Raw genomic sequence first — 20,314 nt, 5'->3', positions numbered from 1 at the left:
AGGGGGATCTACCATTTGCCGGGCCATTGGTTGCCGATGTATTCCGCAAGGGCTTCAAGAAACTGTTTGTCTTCAGCGGTGAAGGCGGCTTTCTCTTTGCCGTCGATGTCAATTTCGCCGATAATTTTGCCTTTGGCGCGGATGGGAACGACGATTTCCGAGCGCGTATCGGCGAAGCAGGCGAGGTAGCGCGGATCGCTCTGCACGTCGTCGACGATGATCGTCTGTTTCTCGCGCACGGCGGCGCCGCAGACGCCTTCGCTGATGGGTATCTTTTTGTGTTCGGTTTCTTCGGGGCCGCTCCACGGGCCGAGGACGAGGTTTTCGCCCTTTACCCAGTAGATGCCGACCCAGTCATAATGCCGGTCCAGTTCGCGCAAACCGCCGCAGATGCTGAGGCAGAGTTCGCGGAAGTCTTCGTCTTCGACACCGCTTAGGAATTCTTGAAGATTCGTCACGTTTCTCTCGTATGAATGTTACACCAGTTTAAGAAGGTATCTACCGGCCATGTCGAGGGACAGTTCGCCGCCGTGAGCGGGCCTTTGGCAGCGACCTCCACGCCATAACGAATTTCCCACAGGCCGTCTACAATGTGAGCATCGGGGTTGAGCGGCACGGGGACGCGCGCGGCTTCGCACTGTGCCAGCCAGCGCCAGTCCAGATCAAGTCGGTGCGGATTGCTGTTGAGTTCGATGGCTTTGCCGTGCCGGGCGGCGCACTCGATGAGCCGCTCGTGGTTTACCGGGTAGCCGATGCGCTCGAGGAGCAGCCTTCCCGTGGCGTGACCGAGGATGTCCACGTGGGGATTCTCCAGCGCGCGGCAGAGGCGATTCGTCGCTTCGTCCTCGGTCATGGCAAAGCCGGTGTGAATCGAGGCGATCACGAAATCGAAGCCTGCGAGCAGGTCATCATCGAAGTCGAGACGGCCATCGGCGTGAATATCGACCTCCGTTCCCTTAAGAACGCGGAACGGGGCGACTTCACGATTCAGCTCATCGATCTCTTTCCACTGGGCGCGGACGCGGTCGGGGGTGAGGCCGTGGGCGTAAGCTGCCGCCTGCGAATGGTCGGCAATGCCCAGATATTCATAGCCCTTGTCGATCATGGCCGTGACCAGTTCGCGCAAGGTGCTGTGGCCGTCGGACGCGGGCGTGTGGCAATGCAGAATGCCGCGAATGTCGGACAGCGCGACCGGAGTGGGGAAGGTGCAGCTACCGGCGGCAACGACCGTATCGGCGCTCTCGCGCAAGGCAGGCGGAACGTATTCCAAGCCGAGGGCGGAGTAGACGTCTTGCTCTGATTGCGCCGGAAGCTGCTCGGGATCGACGCCGCGCCGGGCCGCAATGGCGAGCAGGGCGCGGACATGGTCCTTTGATCCGGTGACGATGACCTTGCGCAGCGCCGCCTGTTGCGGCGGGATCAGGGACAGTTCGACGGGGAACCGTGCCGCGGTTGCGCCGCGCAGAATTGGGCCGGTGTCTGTCCAGGTGAAGCCGGAGTGCTGCTCGATGCTGCGGCGGACCGATGACAGGGCATCGGGCAAGGCGATGACGAGCACATCCAGGTCGCCGACGGTCTCCAAGCATCGCCGCAAGCTGCCGCCGAAGAAGACCTCTTGAATTCCGGGAATGGCTGCGAGGCTCTGGCGAACGGCTTCGGCGGCGCGGTCGGCATGGTGCCGCAGATGGCGGCCCGATACCGTCTTTAAAAACTCCAGACTGATGCGGAATTTCTCCGCAGTTTTGGCGCCGAAGCCCGGGAGCCGGGAGACGATGTCCTGATGCAGGGCCGATTCCAGCTCATCCAGCGAGGTGACGCGGCCTTCTTTCCAAAGGACGCGGGCCTTTTTGACGCCGAGGCCTTCGATGCGAAGCAGATCGAGCACGCCGGGCGGGACCTTTTGCTGCGCGGCATCGAGATCGGAGAAAGTGCCGCGGGACGAGATCTCGATCAGGGCGGACGCAATGCCGGGTCCGATGCCTTTGATTTGCTGGAGGCGGTTCTGGGCAATCAGGGCATCGAGGGGCTCTGCTTGAGCTTCCAGCATGCGGGCGGCATTGTCATAGGTGCGGGCGCGGAAAGAATCCTCGCCGAGCAGGTCGAGCAACAATGCATAGTGCCGCAGAAGGGCGGAAGCTGCTTGAGGAGTCACTTAAGAAAAGGCTGAAAGGCTGAAACGCTGAAATACTGAAAAGGGAACGTAGCCGCGCAAGGCAGCCCTGCGCGGCTACGGACCGATTATGCTTCGACTTCTGCCATATGGAACAGGCCGACGAACTCGCGCATGAACGCGGGGAGGTCATCGGGACGGCGGGAGGTGACCAGATTGCCGTCCACGATCACTTCGGCATCGTGCCATTTGGCGCCGGCGTTGATCATATCATCTTTGATGCCCGGATAGCTGGTGACCTCCCGGCCCTTTAAGACTTCCGCCGAGGCGAGTACCCAGCCGCCGTGACAGATACAAGCCACAGGTTTGTTCTTGCGGAACATGTCGCGCACGAGGTTGCGGATGGAACTGGATTGGCGGAGCTTATCGGGAGCCCAGCCGCCGGGGATCACCAGCCCGGCCAACTCGGATTCCTTGATCTGATCGGCGGTGCGGTCTACGGTGGCCGGGTAGCCATGCTTGCTTTTGTAGACGTCGGCGCTGCCTGTGCCGACGAGCAGCACTTCGGCGCCGGTTTCCCGCAGGCGATAGACGGGGTACCACACTTCCATGTCCTGATAATCCTGCTCGATGAGCACGGCGAATACGGCTTTCTTTAAGTTCATGATTACTCCTTGGCGAGATGGGTTCTTTTTAATAGTTCAGCGACGCGACGATTTGCAAGCAGGACGGGAGCCTGCATGAGCAGGACTCCGCCGATGACCAGCAGGCCGCCGGTAATCAGCGGCAGGCTGAGAGCTTCTCCGAGAATCAACACCGAGAGGGCCGTGGTGACCACCGGCTGCGGGGTGGTCATGATGGCCACCTGCGAGGGGTCCACGCGCTTGAGCAGCGCGAACCAGACCGTATATGAAATACAGGTGCTCATGATACCCGAGTAGGCGGTGCCGATCCACCCGCGCCACGTCAGGATGGAATAGTCCTGCGCGAGGGCGGGTTTGATCAGAAAGGGCAGCCCCATCAACGTTCCGACCATCAGGCAGGCGAGGGTGGCCTGCACCGCGCCGTACTTGGCGACTAATGGCTTGGCGAACACGGTGTACCCGGCCCAGGCAAACATGCTGACGGTGATGAGCGCATCGCCGCCGAAATTCTCGGTGCCGAGAATCGGCGTGCGGCTGGAGGTGACCACCAGCACCAGTCCGAGAACGGACACGCTGATGGCGACGACTTTGAACCGTTGCAGCTTTTCATAGCCGAGGACGGTGGAGAGCACGAGGGCGATGACCGCCGTAGCACCGTAGATCAGCGATGCGTGGGACGGTACCGAGTGTTTCATGCCCACCAGATAGAACAGTTGATTGGCCGGTACCGCCAGCGCGCCGAGCAGCAGGACGCGCGGCCAATCCTTGCGGTCAATCCTCGGCCAGGCTTTCAGGACAACCGTGGCGGTGAGCAGGCCGGCCAGGCCGATGACAAAGCGCCAGAAGGCGAAGGCCAAGGACGAGAATTCGGCGAGTCCGACCTTTACAAACAGATAGCCGCCCGAACTGATAGCCACATGCAGCAGCATCAGGCTGAAAACGGTTCTGCGAAACTGCGGCATCATCCGGCGCGGTGAACTCTCTTCGGCTGTAGATGGGCGAGCGAGGGCTTCGCCGGGACTATGGGATGTTCGAAAGATTGCTGACGGCCTCCGGCCGCGGTCAAGTTCACAAAAAAGGGGCTGTGCCGGTTGGGCTTAATCAAGCCCGAAGGCTGACAGGACGGCTGCCGTATCGGACAGATCATTGAACACGACGTCCGCATTGGATACTCTCAGATCCTCCGCCGTAAAGGCTCCGCCGGTGGCCACGCCCATCGTCATCAATCCGGCCAATTTGCCGCCTTCGATGTCATGGATGGTGTCCCCGATGACCCATGTGTCCTCAGGGGCAAAGTCCCGGTGATAGAAGGCTGAAGCGTTGCGCAGCGCATCGTGCAGAATATCGAGTCGGCGGTGATGGACGTCGCCGAAACCGCCGACCGGGAAATAGGAGTTCAAGCCAAAGAAACCGATCTTGAGCCGCGCCCCTGCCTCCATGTTGCCGGTGCCGAGGGCGAGGGCCGCCGTGTTTTCCCGGACTTTAAGGGCCTCGAGGAGGTCGATGACTCCGGGCAGCACCTTGGCTTTGGGGGTGGCGGCGATAGAGGCCGGCAATTCTTCGAGGTAGACCTCTCGGAAGCGGGCAAAGTTGTCCTCCGGAGTGCCACTCAGGCCGGAGAGTTCATGGAGTTCGCGGAAAATGATCGGATCGGTGCGGCCATGGAGTTGGAGGCGGTCGACGGCCGCATGCATTCCGAAGACTTTGACATAGGCGGCATCGAAAGCCCGCCGTGTGGCCCCATCCAAGTGCGTGAGAGTCCCGTCGATATCGAAGATTAGAAGCTTCACAAGAATCCCTGAACAATTGAGTTAGCAACAATCTATGACAAGGCGAGCAGAAAATCAAGAGACTCCCACGGCGTTCACCCTTGACAATTCGCTGCGAGACTCCTATCTTAGAGTTGTCCATCAAACTGTAAATTAGCCTTTTGCGACAGGCCGCGGCTTTGGTGCCGCTGGGGCCCGACAGACTCTCCTTGAAACTGACTCCCACCTGCTACGGTTTCACTATTGCAAGTACTGAACCTACCCGATCACCTCCTCTCGCGCTCTTCCTTTACGGCGGAGTTTCCACTGGATCGTCCGGCCTGGCCGGCGCTGCTGACTGTGCCTCTGGCGGCCCTTTATGGGCCTGCCGCGGATGTTTACCATCGTGTCTTCGATGCGATGCACGTTTTTCACGCGCCCGCACCGGTGATCTCTGTGGGGAACATTGTAGTGGGAGGCACAGGCAAAACGCCCTGCACGATCGCTCTGGCGCAGATGCTTGCAGACCTTGAGCCGGCATTGGCAGAGCCTAATGCCGTTGCGATCCTCAGCCGGGGATTCGGGAGGGCCACCAGCGATATGGTGGTGGTGGATACGGATTCGGACTACCACCGCACCGGGGATGAACCGCTGCTGATCAAACAGGCAGTGCCGAAACTGGCCGTGCTGGTGCATGTCAATCGGAACAAAACGGCAGTCTTTGCCGTGTCGAAATTCGGGTCGAAGATCCTGCTGCTGGATGACGGCTTTCAGAATCGGAGGCTGGCGCGGGACTTGGACCTTGTGCTGCTGGATGGTGCGCATCCCTTCGGGAATGGCAAGGTGCTGCCTGCCGGGCCGCTGCGGGAAGGAATCCGGGCCTTAGAGCGCGCCTCGGCGATTATCGGCGTTGGCAAGGACTTTCTGGCCGCCGAGCAGGTAGCCAAGAGGTATGGCAAGCCCTTCGCGGCGGCGATTCCCAAACTGACCCTGCCGACCGAGTTATCCACAGAGTTATCCACACCTGTCTATCTGCTGACCTCCATTGCCCGGCCTTCCCGCTTCTATAATATGTTGATTGCCAAGGGATTGAATGTGCTGGGCGGCGAGGCCTTTGGGGACCACCACCGCTTTACCCAGAAGGAACTGGCTCGCGTGGCAAATGCTGCTCAGAGTGCGGGTGCGCATTATGTGTTAACCACAGGCAAGGACCGCACACGGATCCGAACCTGGCCGTATGATATTCCGGTACTGGTGGCGGATCTGCGGCTGGATTTTGTACACCGTGAAAAGATAGAAATTCTCCTGAGGCCGATTATCCAAAAGGCTCTGGGCAAGGTGGAGTAATATGCCGAGAGGAGACTATCCATTCGATTGATTCATCTAATCGTTGTTATTTGTGTAAATAAGCGCTATTGAAGAGTGGTTTGTCCCCTTGACATTGCCGCCATGTTTCGTATATTTTAAAGATTAGCTGTGGCGGCTGCTCTCGGGCGCGTGTTAGGCTGCTTTTCCACATTCAGCGGGGGTCTGGGACCGTGCGCGGAGGGTGGAAACGGTACGACAGGTGGGGCCTTGCGGGGAGGCGGTGGCCTTCTGTCGGGACAGGGCTCTTAGCTCAGCGGTTAGAGCAGCGGACTCATAATCCGTCGGTCCCAGGTTCGAATCCTGGAGGGCCCACGAGTGATCACAGCATCCCAAGCTTTATGAAGTTGCCAAATGTTCCTTGTCTTGAAATGCTTAGACGACGTCGCCGCTGCTTACTCTGTTCGGGGTACGTTGCGACTGCTTGTGTCAGGCGGATGACGAGGTGTGAGGTGTGCATGGGATTACTGGCACACCTTTTTTTTGGCTTTTACCGATAAACCAACCTTGATGAGGAAACGTGAGTAACGAAGTCGGTTTGGAGAACAAGGTCCGCGACGCGGTCAAGCTTCTTACGGAACTTCAACAGATTGACGATGAGTTGAAAGACATCGCCATGGAACGCGGCGATTTGCCCGAAGAAGTTGAGCGGCTGAATAGCAGTATCGTCGAGAGTGAAGCCTTTTTGGAGAGCCGTACGGCCGAACTTCAAGACGGCGAGAAGGCGATTATTGACCGCCGGAAGGAGCTGGAAGAGGCACTGGACAAGCAGAAGAAGCTCCAGCAGCAGCTCTACGCGGTGAAGAACACGCGCGAGTACGATGCGGTAACGGCGGAACTCACTTTTGTGAAAGAGGAGATCACCCGTTGCGAGACGGCCATTACGGCGACGACTGCCCGCAAGGCCGAACTGGAACGCCTGCTCGATGAACGCCACACGGATCTGACTTCGGTGCGCGCCGAGCATAAGGTGAAGAATGCCGATCTGCAGGAGAAGCTTTCCGAGACCGCCGAGGATGAGCGGCAGCTCATGCAGCGCCGGGACGCCGTCGTGGCCAAGATCATGAAACCGCTGTACGCCCACTATGAGCGCATCCGCAAGGCCAAGGATGGCCGCGGCGTGGCCCATATAACCGATAGCGCCTGTGGCGGCTGCTTTGCCGTGATCCCCCCGCAGACTCAGGTCAACATCCGCAAGCTGATGGACATCGTGCTTTGCGAGACCTGCGGGCGGATTATTGTTCCTTAAGAAAAGGCTGAAGGCGGAAGGATGAAGGATGAAGGAAGACATCCAGAGTCTGCGTGATCGCACACGGCAATTTGCCCACCGCATCATCCGTCTGTACATGGCATTGCCTAAGACCGATCCCGCGCATGTGTTGGGACGGCAAATTCTGCGGTCTGGAACATCCATGGGCGCGCAATATCGCGAAGCTTGCCAGCAAAGTCTAATGCGGATTTCATTTCCAAGATGGAAGGCGCATTGCAAGAACTTGACGAAACCGCCTACTGGATGGAACTGTTGGCAGACACTGCAATCGTGAATCCCAAGAATTTGAAACCGTTGCAGGAAGAGGCCGACCAGCTAACGGCGATTATCGTGACCGTGACCAAAAAAGTCAAACAGAAAGCATCCGCATGATATTCGGGACGCTGCTTCATCCTTCATCCTTCCGCCTTCATCCTTGGATTTAATAGCGCATATTGATGGCGGCGCCCGAGGGAATCCGGGGCCCGCGGCGATTGGAGTGGTGGTCAAAGACAGTGACGGGAAGCTGCTCTTCGAAGAAGGGCGGTGCATCGGGCACGGCACCAACAACGAAGCGGAGTACCGGGCGCTGATCCGGCTGCTGGAAGTGGTGGGACAGAATCCCGCGTTGCGGGAATCCGGCGCAAAGACGCTGCGGGTGCACTGCGACAGCAAGCTGATTGTGATGCAGGTGATCGGCGAGTGGAAGATCAAGGAACCGCGGCTGCGGGAACTCTACGATCAGGTGCAGCTTGTCAAACGCCACGTGCCGTTTGTGCTGCGCATCAAGCATGTTCCCCGCGAGGAGAACAGGGACGCGGACCGGATGGTGAATATGGCGCTGGACAAGGCGTAAGCCATCCCCGCGAGCCGTTCGTTCTGTCCATTGTTTTCGAGTTATTGCACTTCTGGTTCCGGTCGAATCCGCTTCGGCATCGCGTCAGGCGTTCGAGCCGGGCCGCACTTCACTTACACTGCATGGAGAGACCATGAAGCGTTGTACTTCCTGTATTATGCCGGACACGGTTCCGGGAATCACCTTTGATGAAAAGGGCAAATGCTCTCTCTGCCGCAGCTACGTGCCACAGGTGCTGGCAGGCGAAGCGGCCTTCTCTGCGCTGCTGTCCAAGAGCAAGAAGACGGCTTCCGGATATGACAGTGTGGTGCCGCTGAGCGGCGGGCGGGACAGCACCTATGTGCTTTACCTTGCGAAGAAGGTGTACGGTTGAATCCGCTGGCCGTGAACCACGACAACGAGTTTGTCAACCCGCAGGCGGCAAAGAACATGCGCAGCGCCTGCAAGGCACTCGGGGTGGATCTTTCCGTCGTGCGTTCGAAGAAAGATGTTGCGACGAGCATTGTGCGGTCCAATACCAAGGCTTCGGTGCCGCTGGGGCTGGCGGAAATGGCGCGGGGCTTCTGCCGCCAGTGTGCGTACGGTTATCACAGCGCGGTTTATATCGAAGCCGAGAAGCACGGCGTGCCGCTGATTTTGTGGGGAACATCGGCGGCGGAATCCACGGAGAAGGTGCGACGCAAGGCGTTGCAGGGGATGTTGAAGTCCCGCTGGAACAAGCTGGCGGACGTCAATTTTTACAAGACCGAATACTTCTCGTTCATGCAGCGGCTGGAGTTTCCCGTGAGCGGCAACCCGCTGTTCGGACGGGCCGAGCCGAAGTTGAAGAATCCGGCGATTCAGGAAGTCAGCGTCTTTGATTATCTGCCGTGGGAGCGGCAGAAGCTTAAAGAGACCATTCAGCGTGAACTGGGGTGGGAGAAGCCGGTCGGGCATGTGACGACGTGGCGGTCGGACTGCACGCTGCATCAGGTCGTGAACTTCTTCTTTGTCAAGACCGTGGGCTGCACGCAGGACTGCATGGGTTACTGCAATATGATCAATGCGGGCCAGATGACGCGGGACGAAGCTCTCGGGCAGGAGGAGCAGGCGATCTTGCAGCCGTGGCAGGAAGTGGAGAAGTTCCTGCGCGAGCAGATCGGGCTTTCCTCCGGCGAACTGGAGCGGATCAATGCTATGCAGAAGGCATCACCGCTGCCGGGAGTTTGAAGAAGAAGGGATAAGGGCTTAAGGATAAGGGATAAGTGGCGGCGGGGGCCGCCAAATGTAGATTTCGAGTTCGCCAGGCGATCGCGGCGGGGAGAGATCTTCGTCGAGGAAAGTCCGAACTCCATAGGGCAGGACGCCGGCTAACGGCCGGGTGCGGCGACGCAACGGAAAGTGCCACAGAAAAAATAACGCCGGAAGACGAAATTAAAAATCAAAAATGAAAAACTAAAAAGAGAATGCGTGCAGACGTTCATTCCTGTTTATCGTTTCTAATTTTTCATTTCTAATTTCGTCTTTCGGTAAGTGTGAAAAGGTGCGGTAAGAGCGCACCGCGTTTCTGGCAACAGGAACGGCAGGGTAAACCCCGTCCGGAGCAAGACCAAGTAAGCCGTCAGTCCTCGCGGCCCGTGGGGCACAAGTGGCGGCGGGTAGGTCGCATCGAGGTGGTCAGTAATGGCCACCCCAGACAGATGATCGTCGCCCGATCCGCCGGGCGGATCTATGGATCCATCCGGCGAGATTTGGGAACAGAATTCGGCTTACCGGCGAACTCGAAGAAAAGGATGAAGGCGGAAGGATGAAGGATGAAACGCGGCGAGACGCCGCCCTTCAGACATAGGAGATGGCGGTGGGGTTTGTGAACGTCTATGAAGACGCGGAGCGGGCGAAGGCGTATGCGGCGCTGGAGTTTCCGGGGACCTATTACTTAGCCTACCGGGATTTGCCGCAGATTATACGTGCGCACGTGAAGGGATCGAAGGCGCTGGACTTCGGTTGCGGCGCGGGGCGTTCGACGCGATTTGTGAAGTCCCTCGGATTTGACGCGGTGGGGATCGACATTTCCGAGGACATGCTCACACTGGCACGGGAACGGGATCCGCAAGGGGATTACCGGCTGGCCGGTGTGGGTGGATTGCGGGAACTCGGTCCTGCGGCTTATGACCTCGTGATCTCCGTGTTCACATTCGACAATATTCCCCTGCTGGAAACCAAGGTGGCGCTGTTTCGCGGGCTGAAAGACCTGCTCGGACCGGAGGGCCGGATCATCAGTCTGGTGTCCGCACCGGAGATTTACACGCACGATTGGGCCTCCTTCAAGACGAGCTGTTTTCCGGGGAACAAGACGGCCCGGCGCGGGGATTCGGTGTACACGATCATGAACGACGTGGTGGACCGCCGACCCGTGCATGACATTCTGTGGCCGGATGAGGCCTATCGCGAGACCTATGAGTTGGCGGGGCTCGAGGTTGTAGAGGTGTACAGGCCGCTGGGAAGAACGGAAGACTCCTGCGAGTACGTCAACGAAATGACGGTCGCGCCGTGGGTAATCTACGTGCTGTGCAAAGCAAATTAACGGGGCGTCTCATCCATGCGACTGACGGCTCTCTTACTTGCAACAATTGCTCTCTGCTCCATAGCGGCGGCAGATTCCACTGCAAGCCGGTTGAAAATTGAGACCTTCCGTTTGCCCCGAGTAGAGAAAGTGTGGGGAGACTCGGTGTACGGGTACTGGGAGCCGGGATGGATTGAATTCGAAATGTATGTCGGCAAACCCAGCCGGGACCTGCACGGAGTCTATCACGATCCGGAAACCGTGCTTGATCTTCTCGATACCCTGACGGAACCGATTCGGGATAGTCCCGAAAAGAAAGGGCAATCATTTTCCCCGTTCACAGATGAGGCGGGAAACGTCTGGAAGCGGCGCGGAGAGTGGCAAGGCAGCACGCAGACTCATTGTCCCCTCTACACACTGCTGCGCAACGACACCGTGCTTTACGGTTTCCGCGACTGTATGGTGACGGAAGCTCCCGGGATGTACTATCGCACCGGACACTGGTGGATCGAAACGTGGGACTATAAACCGGCGGATGATACCCGTTCAAATGAGGAGCGCGGCAAGGGTTTTCAGATCATTGCCGATGGCGAGTTCTTGAGCGACAAATATCACTGCTCGGAAACATTCGATTATCACTATGTGAATGACCAGCCGTTCTTTATGTTCCGCCGGGACAGTTTGTGGGGATGGAATTACGACGGCGTGGAAACGGTCACGGATTTTGACGATTTCTTTCACGGTGGTTGCTGCGAGCTGGGATGTGCGAATCCGCGGTTCTATGCCGATGACTTCTCGTTTTATGCACGGCGTGACAGCGTCTGGTATCTGGTCGTAGGAACGATGAAGGAAAAATAGGCGGCGTTACACTATTATTGGACTGTACAAACGGATCTACGAATCGGTCACCTATCCATGATTTTTTTGTTGAATAAAATACAGGACCAGACATGCAATCAAAATGGGAACTGGTGGAAAGCCGGCCCCATGAGGAGATTGAGAGCCTAAGCCGACAGTCAAATATTCCCTACGCCGTCAGCCGCATTTTGATCAATCGCGGCATCGATACTGCCGAACAGGTGGACCGGTTCTTTAACCCGAACACGTCCCACCTGTACGACCCGTTTTTGATGCTCGATATGGACAAAGCGGTGGACCGGATTGTCAAGGCGCTCGGGCAGCGCGAGCGGATCGCCATTTACGGCGATTACGACGTGGACGGTATCACGTCGGCTTCGATGCTCTACCTGATTCTCAAGGACCTCGGGGGTGATGTCATTCCGTACATCCCCGACCGGCAGAATGAGGGCTATGGAATTTCCGAACTGGGAATTCTCGAACTTCAGAAATCCGGCGCCAGCCTGATCATCTCCGTGGACTGCGGCATCACCTCGATCAAGGAGGCCAAAGTTGCCACGGCGCTGGGCATTGACCTGATTATCTCCGATCACCACGAGCCGGGGGATGCGATTCCCGAGGCTCATGCGGTGTGCGACCCCAAGCGTGAAGGCTGCGGCTACCCGTTCAAGGAATTGTCGGGCGTGGGCGTGGCGTATAAGATTGCCCAGGGGATTATCCAGAAGCTGAATCTGGAGAATGAATACACCGAGAAGTACATGGACCTCGTGGCCCTCGGCAGCGCGGCGGATATCGTGCCGCTGGTGGACGAGAACCGCGTGTTCGTGAAGCTCGGTTTGGAAAAGATCAATAACATGCCCGAAGTGGGCCTGGCGGCGCTGATCGAAACGGCGTGCATCAAGGCGGGCAAGATCGAAGTCGGCGACATTGTGTTCGGCATTGCGCCGCGGATCAATGCGGTGGGCCGCCTGGGCAGCGCGCTGCGGGCGGTGAAACTGCTGACCACGCGCGACCGTTCCTCATCGAGGCAGATTGCGCAGGTGCTCGAAGACGAGAACCGCCGCCGCAAGGATATCGACAACGCCACGCTGGAAGAAGCGGTGCGCGAAATCGAGATGACCATCAATCCTCTGGAAGCACGCTCGCTGGTGCTCGCGCGCGAGGGTTGGCATCCGGGCGTGATCGGCATCGTGGCTTCACGGCTGATCGAACGCTACTACCGTCCGACGGTAATGATTACCATCGAGAACGGGCAGGGCAAGGGATCGGCGCGGGCGATTGCCAAATTCGACATCTATCAGGCGCTGAAAGCCTGCGGCGATCTGCTGCTGCAGTTCGGCGGCCATAAGTATGCGGCGGGTTTGACCATCGCGGCGGAGAATATTCCCGAGTTCAAGCGGCGCTTCGAACTGGTCTGCCGGGAGATTATCCCCGAAGAGGACCTTGTGCCGAAGATCAAGATCGAGAGCGAGATTTCACTGGACGAGATCACGCCGGACGTGGTGGCTTCGCTCAAGCGGTTTGCGCCGTTCGGGCCGAAGAACAACCGTCCGAATTTCTTCTCCCGGGGTCTGGACATACTGGACAGTCCGCGGATTGTGGGCTCCAATCACCTCAAGTTCCGCGCGGGGCAGGGCGGCGTGGCCTTTGAAGCCATCGGCTTCAACCTTGGCCACAATATTGACCGCGTGACCGGGGGCGGACGGCCGATCGAGATGGTGTATGCGGTCGAAGAGAACGAATACAACGGCCGCAAGACGGTGCAACTGAGAATCAAGGACATTCGCTGAGGAGGGCTATGAAACGCGGACTCCCGTTCTTTTTGCTGCTGCTGGGTCTCACCGCCTTGTCCCTCGCCATGGGACACAAACAGGCCAAAGAGAAGCAGTCGCATGGGGTGGATAGCGCCGTGACGATTGCGGCAAAGGACTCGCAGGGAATATCGGGCCGGGTAGAGATCTGGGAAGGCAACTTCATGCCGATGGTCGATCCGGCGAAGGCGAAGAGTCAGATCAAGCCCGGCGCAGGACGGCGCGTGCGCGCCTATCTTCCCGTGGTGGGGGATGGCGGTATGGTGACGGCCCATCGGGATTCGATTCCCACGGCGATGGTGGCGGAGACGGTTTGCGACTCGGCGGGAGCCTTCTCGATGGCGACGCCTCCGGGCTGGTATAGCGTCTATGTGGAAGACAACAAGGGGTGGTATGCCAACGGCTGGAACGGCGCGAATGTGCAGGGCGCGGTGAATGTCATCGAAGGCAAGACGACCGCTGTTGTGATCAAAATAACCACCAAGGCGACCTTTTGAAGCTCGACCTTACCGGCAAGAGTTTTCTCGTCACCGCCGCGTCCAAGGGACTCGGCTTTGGCGTTGCAAGGGAACTGCTGAGGGAAGGCGGACGGGTCATGCTCTCCAGTTCCAACGCGAGCCATCTGGCCGATGCCGCGCAGAGATTGTGGGATGAGAAACTGGAGGATTTCCAGACCTGCGTGGCCGATCTGAAGGCGCCGCAGGATTTGGATGAGATGGTCAGCCAGACGTTGAAAGCTTACGGGCGGATTGACGGACTGGTAACCAACTGTGGCGGGCCTCCGGCGGGAGCGCCGCTGGCTATCACCGATGAGCAGTGGCAGCACTCCTTTGACCTGGTGTTCATGTCGGTGGTGCGGCTGTGCAAACTGGTGGTGCCGGGAATGATTGCGCAGGGTGGAGGGTCCATTCTGGCGATTGTCTCGACCACGGTCAAGCAGCCGATCCTGAATTTGACGACGTCGAATTCGATCCGGCCCGGACTGGTGGGATTTCTCCGTTATCTGGCAAACGAAGTCGCCGATAAGAATGTACGTGTCAACAGTGTAGCGCCCGGGCGGATTTTGACCGAGCGTACGCAGGAATTGGATGCGGCTTTTGCCGCGCGCACCGGAAAGACGCTGGAAGAGGTGCGCGCGCTGTCTACCGAGGAAATTCCGATGAAACGCCTCGGGGACCTTGACGAGTTTTCTCCTCTATGCGCGTTTCTGCTTTCTCCCCGGGCATCGTACATTACCGCGCAAACCATCTGCATCGATGGCGGGCGCGTGCAATCGCTGTGGTGAGGCCAAGGTTCCTATGAAAAAGACACTCCTGTTTGCCATTTTCTGCTGCGCCGTGCTGCTTGCTTTGGGCACGCGAACGGCGTATGCCCAGTATGACCTGACTCCGGACACGGCGCAAGTTGCGGTGCCGGATACGACCCATCCTGTTCCCGCCGATTCCCTGAAGCCGGATTCCGCCGGGGGAAACGCGGCGAATCCGGACTCGGAGAAGCCACGGCAACTCAACAATGATGATGAGATACCCGCAGCGCCGGATACGGTTCCCACGGTGACGGCCGCTCCCAATTCGGGCGCGGTGGCGCTGGCCAATCTGTGGCTGCGCCGATTGCTGTACCGCGGGCATTTGAACGCCACAGAGATCGGCGCGTATGCGCAGTATCAGCTTACGCCGTGGGATGAAAAAGTCGGCTCGTATGGCGCGGTGGAAGCGCGACTCACCGTCTACTATCTTGGCTCTTCCGAATGGATGGGGCGGGATGCGGAATGGCTGCAAGCGGTTTTTCAGACCGTTGAGGGCGAGCCCACGACGGTGGAATACGATCTGATTGTTCCCTCCGCCGGGGATATCAAGACCGTGCACCGCGCATTGTACCGGGTGGACGGCGGCGAACTCAAGGCTCTGAGTTTTGCTCTCCCTAACAACGAGCTGGATTACGACGCGGCGGACAAGCCGACCGAAGAGGGGCAGGATCAGCTTAAACTGTATTCCGGGACGTTTGCCGTGAGCAAGTTTCGCGGCTCGGGAACGGACGGCGCGACCGTAATGTGCTACCGGTCTTCGACCGTGCCGCCGCTGGACGTCGTGCGCCTAGGCTACGGAGATGCCGGTTTGACGCTGACAGGCACGGGGAGTGATGCCGCGCCGCGACTGGATGTTCCGGCGCCGCCGTCGGTCGGCCATGCGACCGATGATGACACCACACCACACTAAGTTCTAAACTTACTTTTCCAACCTACCGGCCCTTGCAGAAAATTCAAACCAACATCCGCACGGCGGATCCTGACTTTCAGGCGAATGTCGCCGCGATGAAGACTCTGGTCGAGAACCTGCGCGCGCGGTTGTCGAGGTTGCAGCCGGCTGCCGGGCCGAAGGCGAGCATTGACCGCCACCGGGAACGGAACAAGCTGCCGGTGCGGGAACGGCTGGAGAAGTTGTTCGATCCGGATACTCCGTTTCTGGAGTTCTCTCCGCTGGCCGCCAGCGGCATGTACGATGATGAGGCTCCTTCGGCGGGGATGGTGACGGGAGTCGGCGTGGTGCACGGGCGGGAGATTCTGGTGGTGGCCAACGATGCCACGGTGAAGGGCGGCACCTATTTTCCGATGACGATCAAGAAACACATCCGTGCGCAGGAGATCGCCATGGAAAACCGCCTGCCGTGCGTGTATCTGGTGGACAGCGGCGGAATTTTTCTCCCCGAACAGGCGGGAACCTTTCCCGACAAGGAACACTTCGGGCGGATCTTTTACAACCAGGCACGGCTGAGCGCGGAGAGAATCGCGCAAATTGCCGTGGTGATGGGAAGCTGCACGGCGGGCGGGGCCTACGTGCCGGCAATGTCCGATGAGACCGTGATTGTCAAGGGGACGGGAACGATTTTTATCGGCGGACCGCCGCTGGTGAAGGCGGCTACGGGTGTGGAAGTGACGGCGGAAGAACTGGGCGGGGCGGACGTGCACACGCGGATTTCCGGCGTGGCGGATCACTTTGCCGAGGACGACGATCACGCGATTTCGATTGTGCGTTCGATTGTGGAAGGTCTGGGACCGAATCCGCGCTTCGAATTCGACCGTGTGGCTCCCGAAGAGCCGGCGTACGATCCGATGGAATTGTACGGCGTGGTGCCCTCTGATTTGCGCAAGCCGTTCGACATGCGCGAGGTGATTGCCCGCATGGTGGACGGGTCGCGCTTTCAGGAATTCAAGGCGCGCTACGGAACGACGCTGGTGTGCGGGTTTGCGCGGATTCACGGCTATCTGGTCGGCATCATCGGCAACAACGGGATTCTATTCGGCGAGTCGGCCAAAAAGGGCGCGCATTTTGTCGAACTGTGCGGCACGCGGAAGATTCCGTTGCTCTTCCTGCAGAACATCACCGGCTTTATGGTGGGCAAGCAGTATGAGCATGGGGCCATTGCCTCGGACGGCGCGAAGATGGTGCATGCCGTGGCCTGCGCCGACGTGCCGAAGTACACGGTGATGGTGGGCGGATCGTACGGCGCGGGAAATTATGCCATGTGCGGGCGCGGGTATCTGCCCCGGCTGTTGTGGATGTGGCCCAACGCGCGGATCAGCGTGATGGGCGGCGAGCAGGCAGCAGGCGTCTTAGTGCAGGTGAAAGAGGAGCAACTGCGCGCCAAGGGCAAGGAATTAACGGCCACAGAGGCGGAGGCGATTCGCCGTCCCGTTCTGGAGAAATACGAATTCGAAGGCAACCCCTATTATTCCACGGCGCGGCTGTGGGATGACGGGATTCTGGATCCGGTGGATACGCGACAAGCCCTCGCCCTGGGAATTGCGATGGCGTCCAACAAGCCCGTGCCCGATTACCGGCCGGGCGTCTACAGGATGTAACTATGGAAACCACACTTCCCGGCACGACGGTTTATGAAGAGCATCAGTCCTTCTGGCTGCTCAATGTCATTGCGTTGGTAGTGGCGGTGGGGCTGGTGGCAACGGCGTTGCTGTCCGGAGTCGACCCCTCGAAAAGCAGGCCCGAAGACCTTGCAAGCATCGCGGCCGCTTTGGTACTCGCGATAGGAGCGATGTGGGGATTTTCGCGGCTGAACATTGCAGTGACGACGACGGACTTCCGGTTTGGCTTTCTGATCTGGCACCGGAGAGTTCCGGCGGACAGAGTGCAGGTCGGCGAGATCGCGCACATTCCCATGTGGTACGGCATCGGGCTGCACTTCGTGGGGGGACAGTGGGTGTATAACGCCAAACTGGGGCGGGGTGTGCAGGTAGTGATCAACGGACGCCGCTATCTGATCGGCAGCGATAACCCTGAGCGGTTGCAGGCTGCGCTGCTGCAGGTGGCCCCGCGCCGGAGCAAGGCGTGAGTTTCAATCTGGTGAAGATCGACGGCACGGCGGCGGCGCGACGGCTGACGCTGGCGCGGCCGGAAATCCGCAATGCCTTCAATGCGGAACTGATTGCCGAGATTACCCGCGCGCTGCAAGAGTTGGCGGCGGAGACGGAAATCCGCACGTTGATTGTTGCGGCGGAAGGGCAGACGTTTTGCGCGGGAGCCGATTTTCACTGGATGGGTGGATTGAAGGACGCGGGGCTGGAAGCCAATCTCGAAGACTCACGGCGGCTGTTTGACATGTTTCATGCGCTGTATGCGTTTCCCTGTCCGACCATTGTGCGGGTGCAGGGAGGGGCATTCGGCGGTGGGGCGGGACTTGTAGCCTGCGGGGATTTTGTGGTGATGGCGGATGATGCGGTGCTGTCCTTCAGCGAAGTGCGGATCGGCCTGGTACCGGCGACGATTTCGCCGTTTGTGATTCGCAAGATCGGCGAAGGGCGCGCGCGGGAAGTGTTCCTCACCGGAATGCAGGTGACCGCGCCGCGAGCGCTGGAGATTGGGCTGGCGAATCGGGTGGTTGAGGTGGCGGCTTTAGATGAGGCGGTGAGCGAATACACGGAGCAGTTTGGACGCTGCGGCTCGCAGGCGCTGCGCGTCACCAAAGAGCTGCTGCATGCGGTGCCGGGAATGCCGCTGGATTTGGCTAAAGAGTTTACGGCGAGGCGGATTGCCACGCAGCGGATGTCGGAGGAGGGGCAGGAAGGCATGGCGGCGTTCCTCGAGAAGCGGAAACCAACCTGGGTAACGCATGTTTAAGAAGGTCCTCATAGCGAACCGTGGCGAGATCGCCGTGCGCGTCATCCGCACCTGCCGCGAGATGGGCATTCGCACCGTGGCGGTGTATAGTGACGTGGACAGTCGCGCGCGCCACGTGGAGCTGGCCGACGAAGCCGTACTGATCGGCGCACCGCCGCCCGGTGAAAGCTATCTGAATAGCGAACGCATTATCGCGGCGGCGAAACAGACGGGTGCCGAGGCGATTCATCCCGGGTACGGTTTCCTTTCCGAAAATCCCAAGTTTTCCGAGGCCGTCACGAAGGCGGGACTGGTGTTTATCGGTCCTCCGGCACAGGCGATGGCGCTGCTGGGAAACAAGATCGAATCGCGCGTGCTGGCGGTGCAGCACAAGGTGCCGGTGACTCCGGGGGCGACGTTTGATACTCCCGAGCCGAAAATTGTTTTGCAGAAGGCGGAGGAGATCGGCTATCCGGTGCTGATCAAAGCGGCGGCGGGCGGCGGCGGCAAAGGTATGCGCGTGGTGCACAACCCAGCGGACTTGCCGATGGCGCTGGAAGCGGCGCAGCGTGAGGCGGGCTCGGCCTTCGGCGACAGCACGGTGTATCTTGAAAAATACATTGCGCGCCCGCGCCACATCGAGTTTCAGATCTTCTGCGACACGCACGGCAACGCGGTGCACCTTGGAGAGCGCGAATGCTCGGTGCAGCGGCGGCATCAGAAGATCATCGAAGAGTCGCCATCGCCGATCCTGACTCCCGAATTGCGGCAACGCATGGGCGACGCGGCTGTGAAGGTGGTGAAGGCCGCGGGATATGTTAATGCCGGGACGGTGGAGTTCTTGTTTGACCGCGGCAACTTTTACTTTCTGGAAGTGAACGCCCGCTTGCAGGTGGAGCATCCGGTAACGGAAATGGTAACGGGCGAGGATCTGGTGGAGTGGCAATTGCGCGTGGCGGCAGGCGAGCCGCTGCCTAAGACGCAGCAGCAGATTCAGGCGCGCGGCCATGCGGTGGAATGCCGTATCTACGCCGAAGACCCGGCGCGCAATTTTCTGCCGTCTTCGGGGACGATTCTGGCGCTGGAGGAACCGCATATTCCCGGCGTGCGCATAGACTCGGGCATTCGTGAAGGCGCGGAAGTATCGGTGTACTACGATCCGATTCTGTCGAAGGTGATTTCCTACAGCGACACGCGCGACGTGGCGATCCGCAAGATGTGCGAGGCGCTGAACCAGTATGCGCTGTTGGGTGTGGCCACGGCGATGGAATTGCTGCGCGACGTGCTGAAGCATCAGGAATTTGCCGTGGGGAATTTGAGTACGCATTTTCTGGACGAGTATTTTCCCAACTGGAAGCCTTCGCCGCCGAGCGCATCGGAACTGGCGGGCGCACTGCTCGCTGCGACCAGAATAACGTCCCGGCGGGTGGCAGCCGCAGAAGAAGGTAAGCAGGGAATCCCCTCTCCCTGGGCCAGTCTGGGACCGTGGCAGATTGCAAGCGGAAGGGCCGGCGCATGACCCGAGAATTGCTGTTCAACGGCGACGCCGTGTCGTTCAAAGTAGAGAATTCCGCCGCAGGTGCGTCGATTTCCCTTGACGGATCCGAGCACGAGTTTACGGTTGAAGAATTGTCGCCGGGGCGTCTGCTGCTGAGAAATTCACGCGGCCAGCAGGTGGTGCGGGGAGCGCGCGCGAAAGACCGGATCTGGATTTGGATGGCGGGCAAGACCTTCGAATTCACGGTTCCTTCCGATGAACGCGCCGCCGGAGCCCACGGTGGCGCGGCATCCCATGACGTGCGGGCGCCCATGCCCGGAACACTGGTGAAACTGCTGGTGGCCAAGGGCGATGCGGTGGAAGAGGGGCAGATTATTGCGGTAGTGGAGGCTATGAAGATGGAGCATCCGCTGCGTGCGCCGCGGGCGGGAGTCGTCGAGGCGACGTCCGGCACACCGGGCGCGATTGTGGATGCCGATGCGGTAATCATATCCTTAGTGCGGGAAGAACAAGGCTGACCTT

23 protein-coding genes, 1 tRNA gene and 1 other RNA gene are annotated in these 20,314 nt (G+C 59.3%); 20 read left to right on the top strand and 5 right to left on the bottom strand.

Going from position 1 to position 20,314, the window contains the following annotated elements:
* Positions 1-8: 8 nt before the first annotated feature.
* The 5 genes from VGL38_05715 to VGL38_05695 form a co-directional block, all read right to left on the bottom strand.
* A complete protein-coding gene (locus VGL38_05715) occupies positions 9-458 on the bottom strand; it encodes a GAF domain-containing protein (GenBank protein HEY3294912.1) in 450 nt (149 codons plus the stop codon).
* Complete coding sequence (locus VGL38_05710; protein ID HEY3294911.1) at positions 455-2,152, bottom strand: helix-hairpin-helix domain-containing protein; 1,698 nt, start codon at positions 2,150-2,152, stop codon at positions 455-457. The genes VGL38_05715 and VGL38_05710 overlap by 4 nt, the downstream gene beginning before the upstream one ends.
* Positions 2,153-2,238: 86 nt before the next feature.
* Positions 2,239-2,775, bottom strand: a complete 537-nt coding sequence (locus tag VGL38_05705; GenBank protein HEY3294910.1) for a type 1 glutamine amidotransferase domain-containing protein — start codon at positions 2,773-2,775, stop codon at positions 2,239-2,241.
* A 2-nt stretch (positions 2,776-2,777) separates the two neighbouring features.
* On the bottom strand, positions 2,778-3,719 hold the full coding sequence (locus VGL38_05700) for a DMT family transporter (GenBank protein ID HEY3294909.1): 942 nt from the start codon (positions 3,717-3,719) through the stop codon (positions 2,778-2,780).
* A 132-nt stretch (positions 3,720-3,851) separates the two neighbouring features.
* Positions 3,852-4,544, bottom strand: a complete 693-nt coding sequence (locus VGL38_05695; GenBank protein ID HEY3294908.1) for an HAD family hydrolase — start codon at positions 4,542-4,544, stop codon at positions 3,852-3,854.
* 222 nt (positions 4,545-4,766) lie between these two features.
* On the opposite strand from VGL38_05695, the gene lpxK reads away from it, so the two are divergent.
* The 20 genes from lpxK to VGL38_05595 all read left to right on the top strand — a co-directional run bounded on the left by lpxK (position 4,767) and on the right by VGL38_05595 (position 20,310).
* The gene (gene lpxK / locus VGL38_05690) at positions 4,767-5,849 is read left to right on the top strand and encodes a tetraacyldisaccharide 4'-kinase (GenBank protein HEY3294907.1); all 1,083 of its coding nucleotides are present in this window, start codon (positions 4,767-4,769) and stop codon (positions 5,847-5,849) included.
* A gap of 260 nt (positions 5,850-6,109) precedes the next feature.
* A tRNA-Ile gene (locus tag VGL38_05685) sits at positions 6,110-6,182 on the top strand.
* A 205-nt stretch (positions 6,183-6,387) separates the two neighbouring features.
* Entirely contained in the window at positions 6,388-7,116 is a 729-nt protein-coding gene (locus VGL38_05680) for a C4-type zinc ribbon domain-containing protein (protein HEY3294906.1), read from the top strand.
* Positions 7,117-7,144: 28 nt separating this feature from the next.
* On the top strand, positions 7,145-7,411 hold the full coding sequence (locus tag VGL38_05675; GenBank protein HEY3294905.1) for a four helix bundle protein: 267 nt from the start codon (positions 7,145-7,147) through the stop codon (positions 7,409-7,411).
* Positions 7,351-7,509, top strand: coding sequence for a four helix bundle protein (locus VGL38_05670; protein ID HEY3294904.1), 159 nt, complete (start codon positions 7,351-7,353; stop codon positions 7,507-7,509). Before VGL38_05675 ends, VGL38_05670 begins: the two co-directional genes overlap by 61 nt.
* Positions 7,510-7,552: 43 nt before the next feature.
* Complete coding sequence (locus VGL38_05665; protein HEY3294903.1) at positions 7,553-7,972, top strand: ribonuclease HI family protein; 420 nt, start codon at positions 7,553-7,555, stop codon at positions 7,970-7,972.
* A gap of 133 nt (positions 7,973-8,105) precedes the next feature.
* Positions 8,106-8,345: a hypothetical protein gene (locus VGL38_05660; GenBank protein ID HEY3294902.1), complete on the top strand. Its 240-nt coding sequence runs from the start codon at positions 8,106-8,108 to the stop codon at positions 8,343-8,345.
* The gene (locus tag VGL38_05655) at positions 8,342-9,181 is read left to right on the top strand and encodes a hypothetical protein (GenBank protein ID HEY3294901.1); all 840 of its coding nucleotides are present in this window, start codon (positions 8,342-8,344) and stop codon (positions 9,179-9,181) included. Before VGL38_05660 ends, VGL38_05655 begins: the two co-directional genes overlap by 4 nt.
* A gap of 65 nt (positions 9,182-9,246) precedes the next feature.
* Positions 9,247-9,739: RNase P RNA component class A (rnpB, locus tag VGL38_05650), an RNA gene on the top strand.
* 70 nt (positions 9,740-9,809) lie between these two features.
* Entirely contained in the window at positions 9,810-10,535 is a 726-nt protein-coding gene (locus tag VGL38_05645; protein HEY3294900.1) for a class I SAM-dependent methyltransferase, read from the top strand.
* 111 nt (positions 10,536-10,646) lie between these two features.
* Positions 10,647-11,372: a hypothetical protein gene (locus tag VGL38_05640; GenBank protein HEY3294899.1), complete on the top strand. Its 726-nt coding sequence runs from the start codon at positions 10,647-10,649 to the stop codon at positions 11,370-11,372.
* A gap of 92 nt (positions 11,373-11,464) precedes the next feature.
* Entirely contained in the window at positions 11,465-13,162 is a 1,698-nt protein-coding gene (gene recJ / locus VGL38_05635) for a single-stranded-DNA-specific exonuclease RecJ (GenBank protein ID HEY3294898.1), read from the top strand.
* A gap of 8 nt (positions 13,163-13,170) precedes the next feature.
* On the top strand, positions 13,171-13,680 hold the full coding sequence (locus tag VGL38_05630; GenBank protein HEY3294897.1) for a hypothetical protein: 510 nt from the start codon (positions 13,171-13,173) through the stop codon (positions 13,678-13,680).
* Entirely contained in the window at positions 13,677-14,468 is a 792-nt protein-coding gene (locus VGL38_05625) for an SDR family oxidoreductase (GenBank protein ID HEY3294896.1), read from the top strand. Before VGL38_05630 ends, VGL38_05625 begins: the two co-directional genes overlap by 4 nt.
* A 13-nt stretch (positions 14,469-14,481) precedes the next feature.
* Positions 14,482-15,399 carry a hypothetical protein gene (locus VGL38_05620; protein ID HEY3294895.1) on the top strand — a complete coding sequence of 306 codons (918 nt, stop codon included), beginning with the start codon at positions 14,482-14,484 and terminating at the stop codon, positions 15,397-15,399.
* Between the two features lie 32 nt (positions 15,400-15,431).
* Positions 15,432-17,042 (top strand): carboxyl transferase domain-containing protein, encoded by a 1,611-nt coding sequence (locus tag VGL38_05615; GenBank protein ID HEY3294894.1) that lies wholly within the window; start codon positions 15,432-15,434, stop codon positions 17,040-17,042.
* 2 nt (positions 17,043-17,044) lie between these two features.
* Positions 17,045-17,530 carry a hypothetical protein gene (locus VGL38_05610; GenBank protein ID HEY3294893.1) on the top strand — a complete coding sequence of 162 codons (486 nt, stop codon included), beginning with the start codon at positions 17,045-17,047 and terminating at the stop codon, positions 17,528-17,530.
* Positions 17,527-18,315 carry an enoyl-CoA hydratase-related protein gene (locus VGL38_05605; protein HEY3294892.1) on the top strand — a complete coding sequence of 263 codons (789 nt, stop codon included), beginning with the start codon at positions 17,527-17,529 and terminating at the stop codon, positions 18,313-18,315. Before VGL38_05610 ends, VGL38_05605 begins: the two co-directional genes overlap by 4 nt.
* A complete protein-coding gene (locus VGL38_05600) occupies positions 18,308-19,813 on the top strand; it encodes an acetyl-CoA carboxylase biotin carboxylase subunit (GenBank protein ID HEY3294891.1) in 1,506 nt (501 codons plus the stop codon). Before VGL38_05605 ends, VGL38_05600 begins: the two co-directional genes overlap by 8 nt.
* Positions 19,810-20,310, top strand: a complete 501-nt coding sequence (locus VGL38_05595; protein HEY3294890.1) for a biotin/lipoyl-containing protein — start codon at positions 19,810-19,812, stop codon at positions 20,308-20,310. The genes VGL38_05600 and VGL38_05595 overlap by 4 nt, the downstream gene beginning before the upstream one ends.
* The last annotated feature ends 4 nt before the right edge of the window (positions 20,311-20,314 follow it).

Source organism: bacterium (genome assembly GCA_036504735.1).
Taxonomy (GTDB): domain Bacteria; phylum Electryoneota; class RPQS01; order RPQS01; family RPQS01; genus DASXUQ01.
This window is presented reverse-complemented; position numbering and strand designations above follow the sequence as displayed.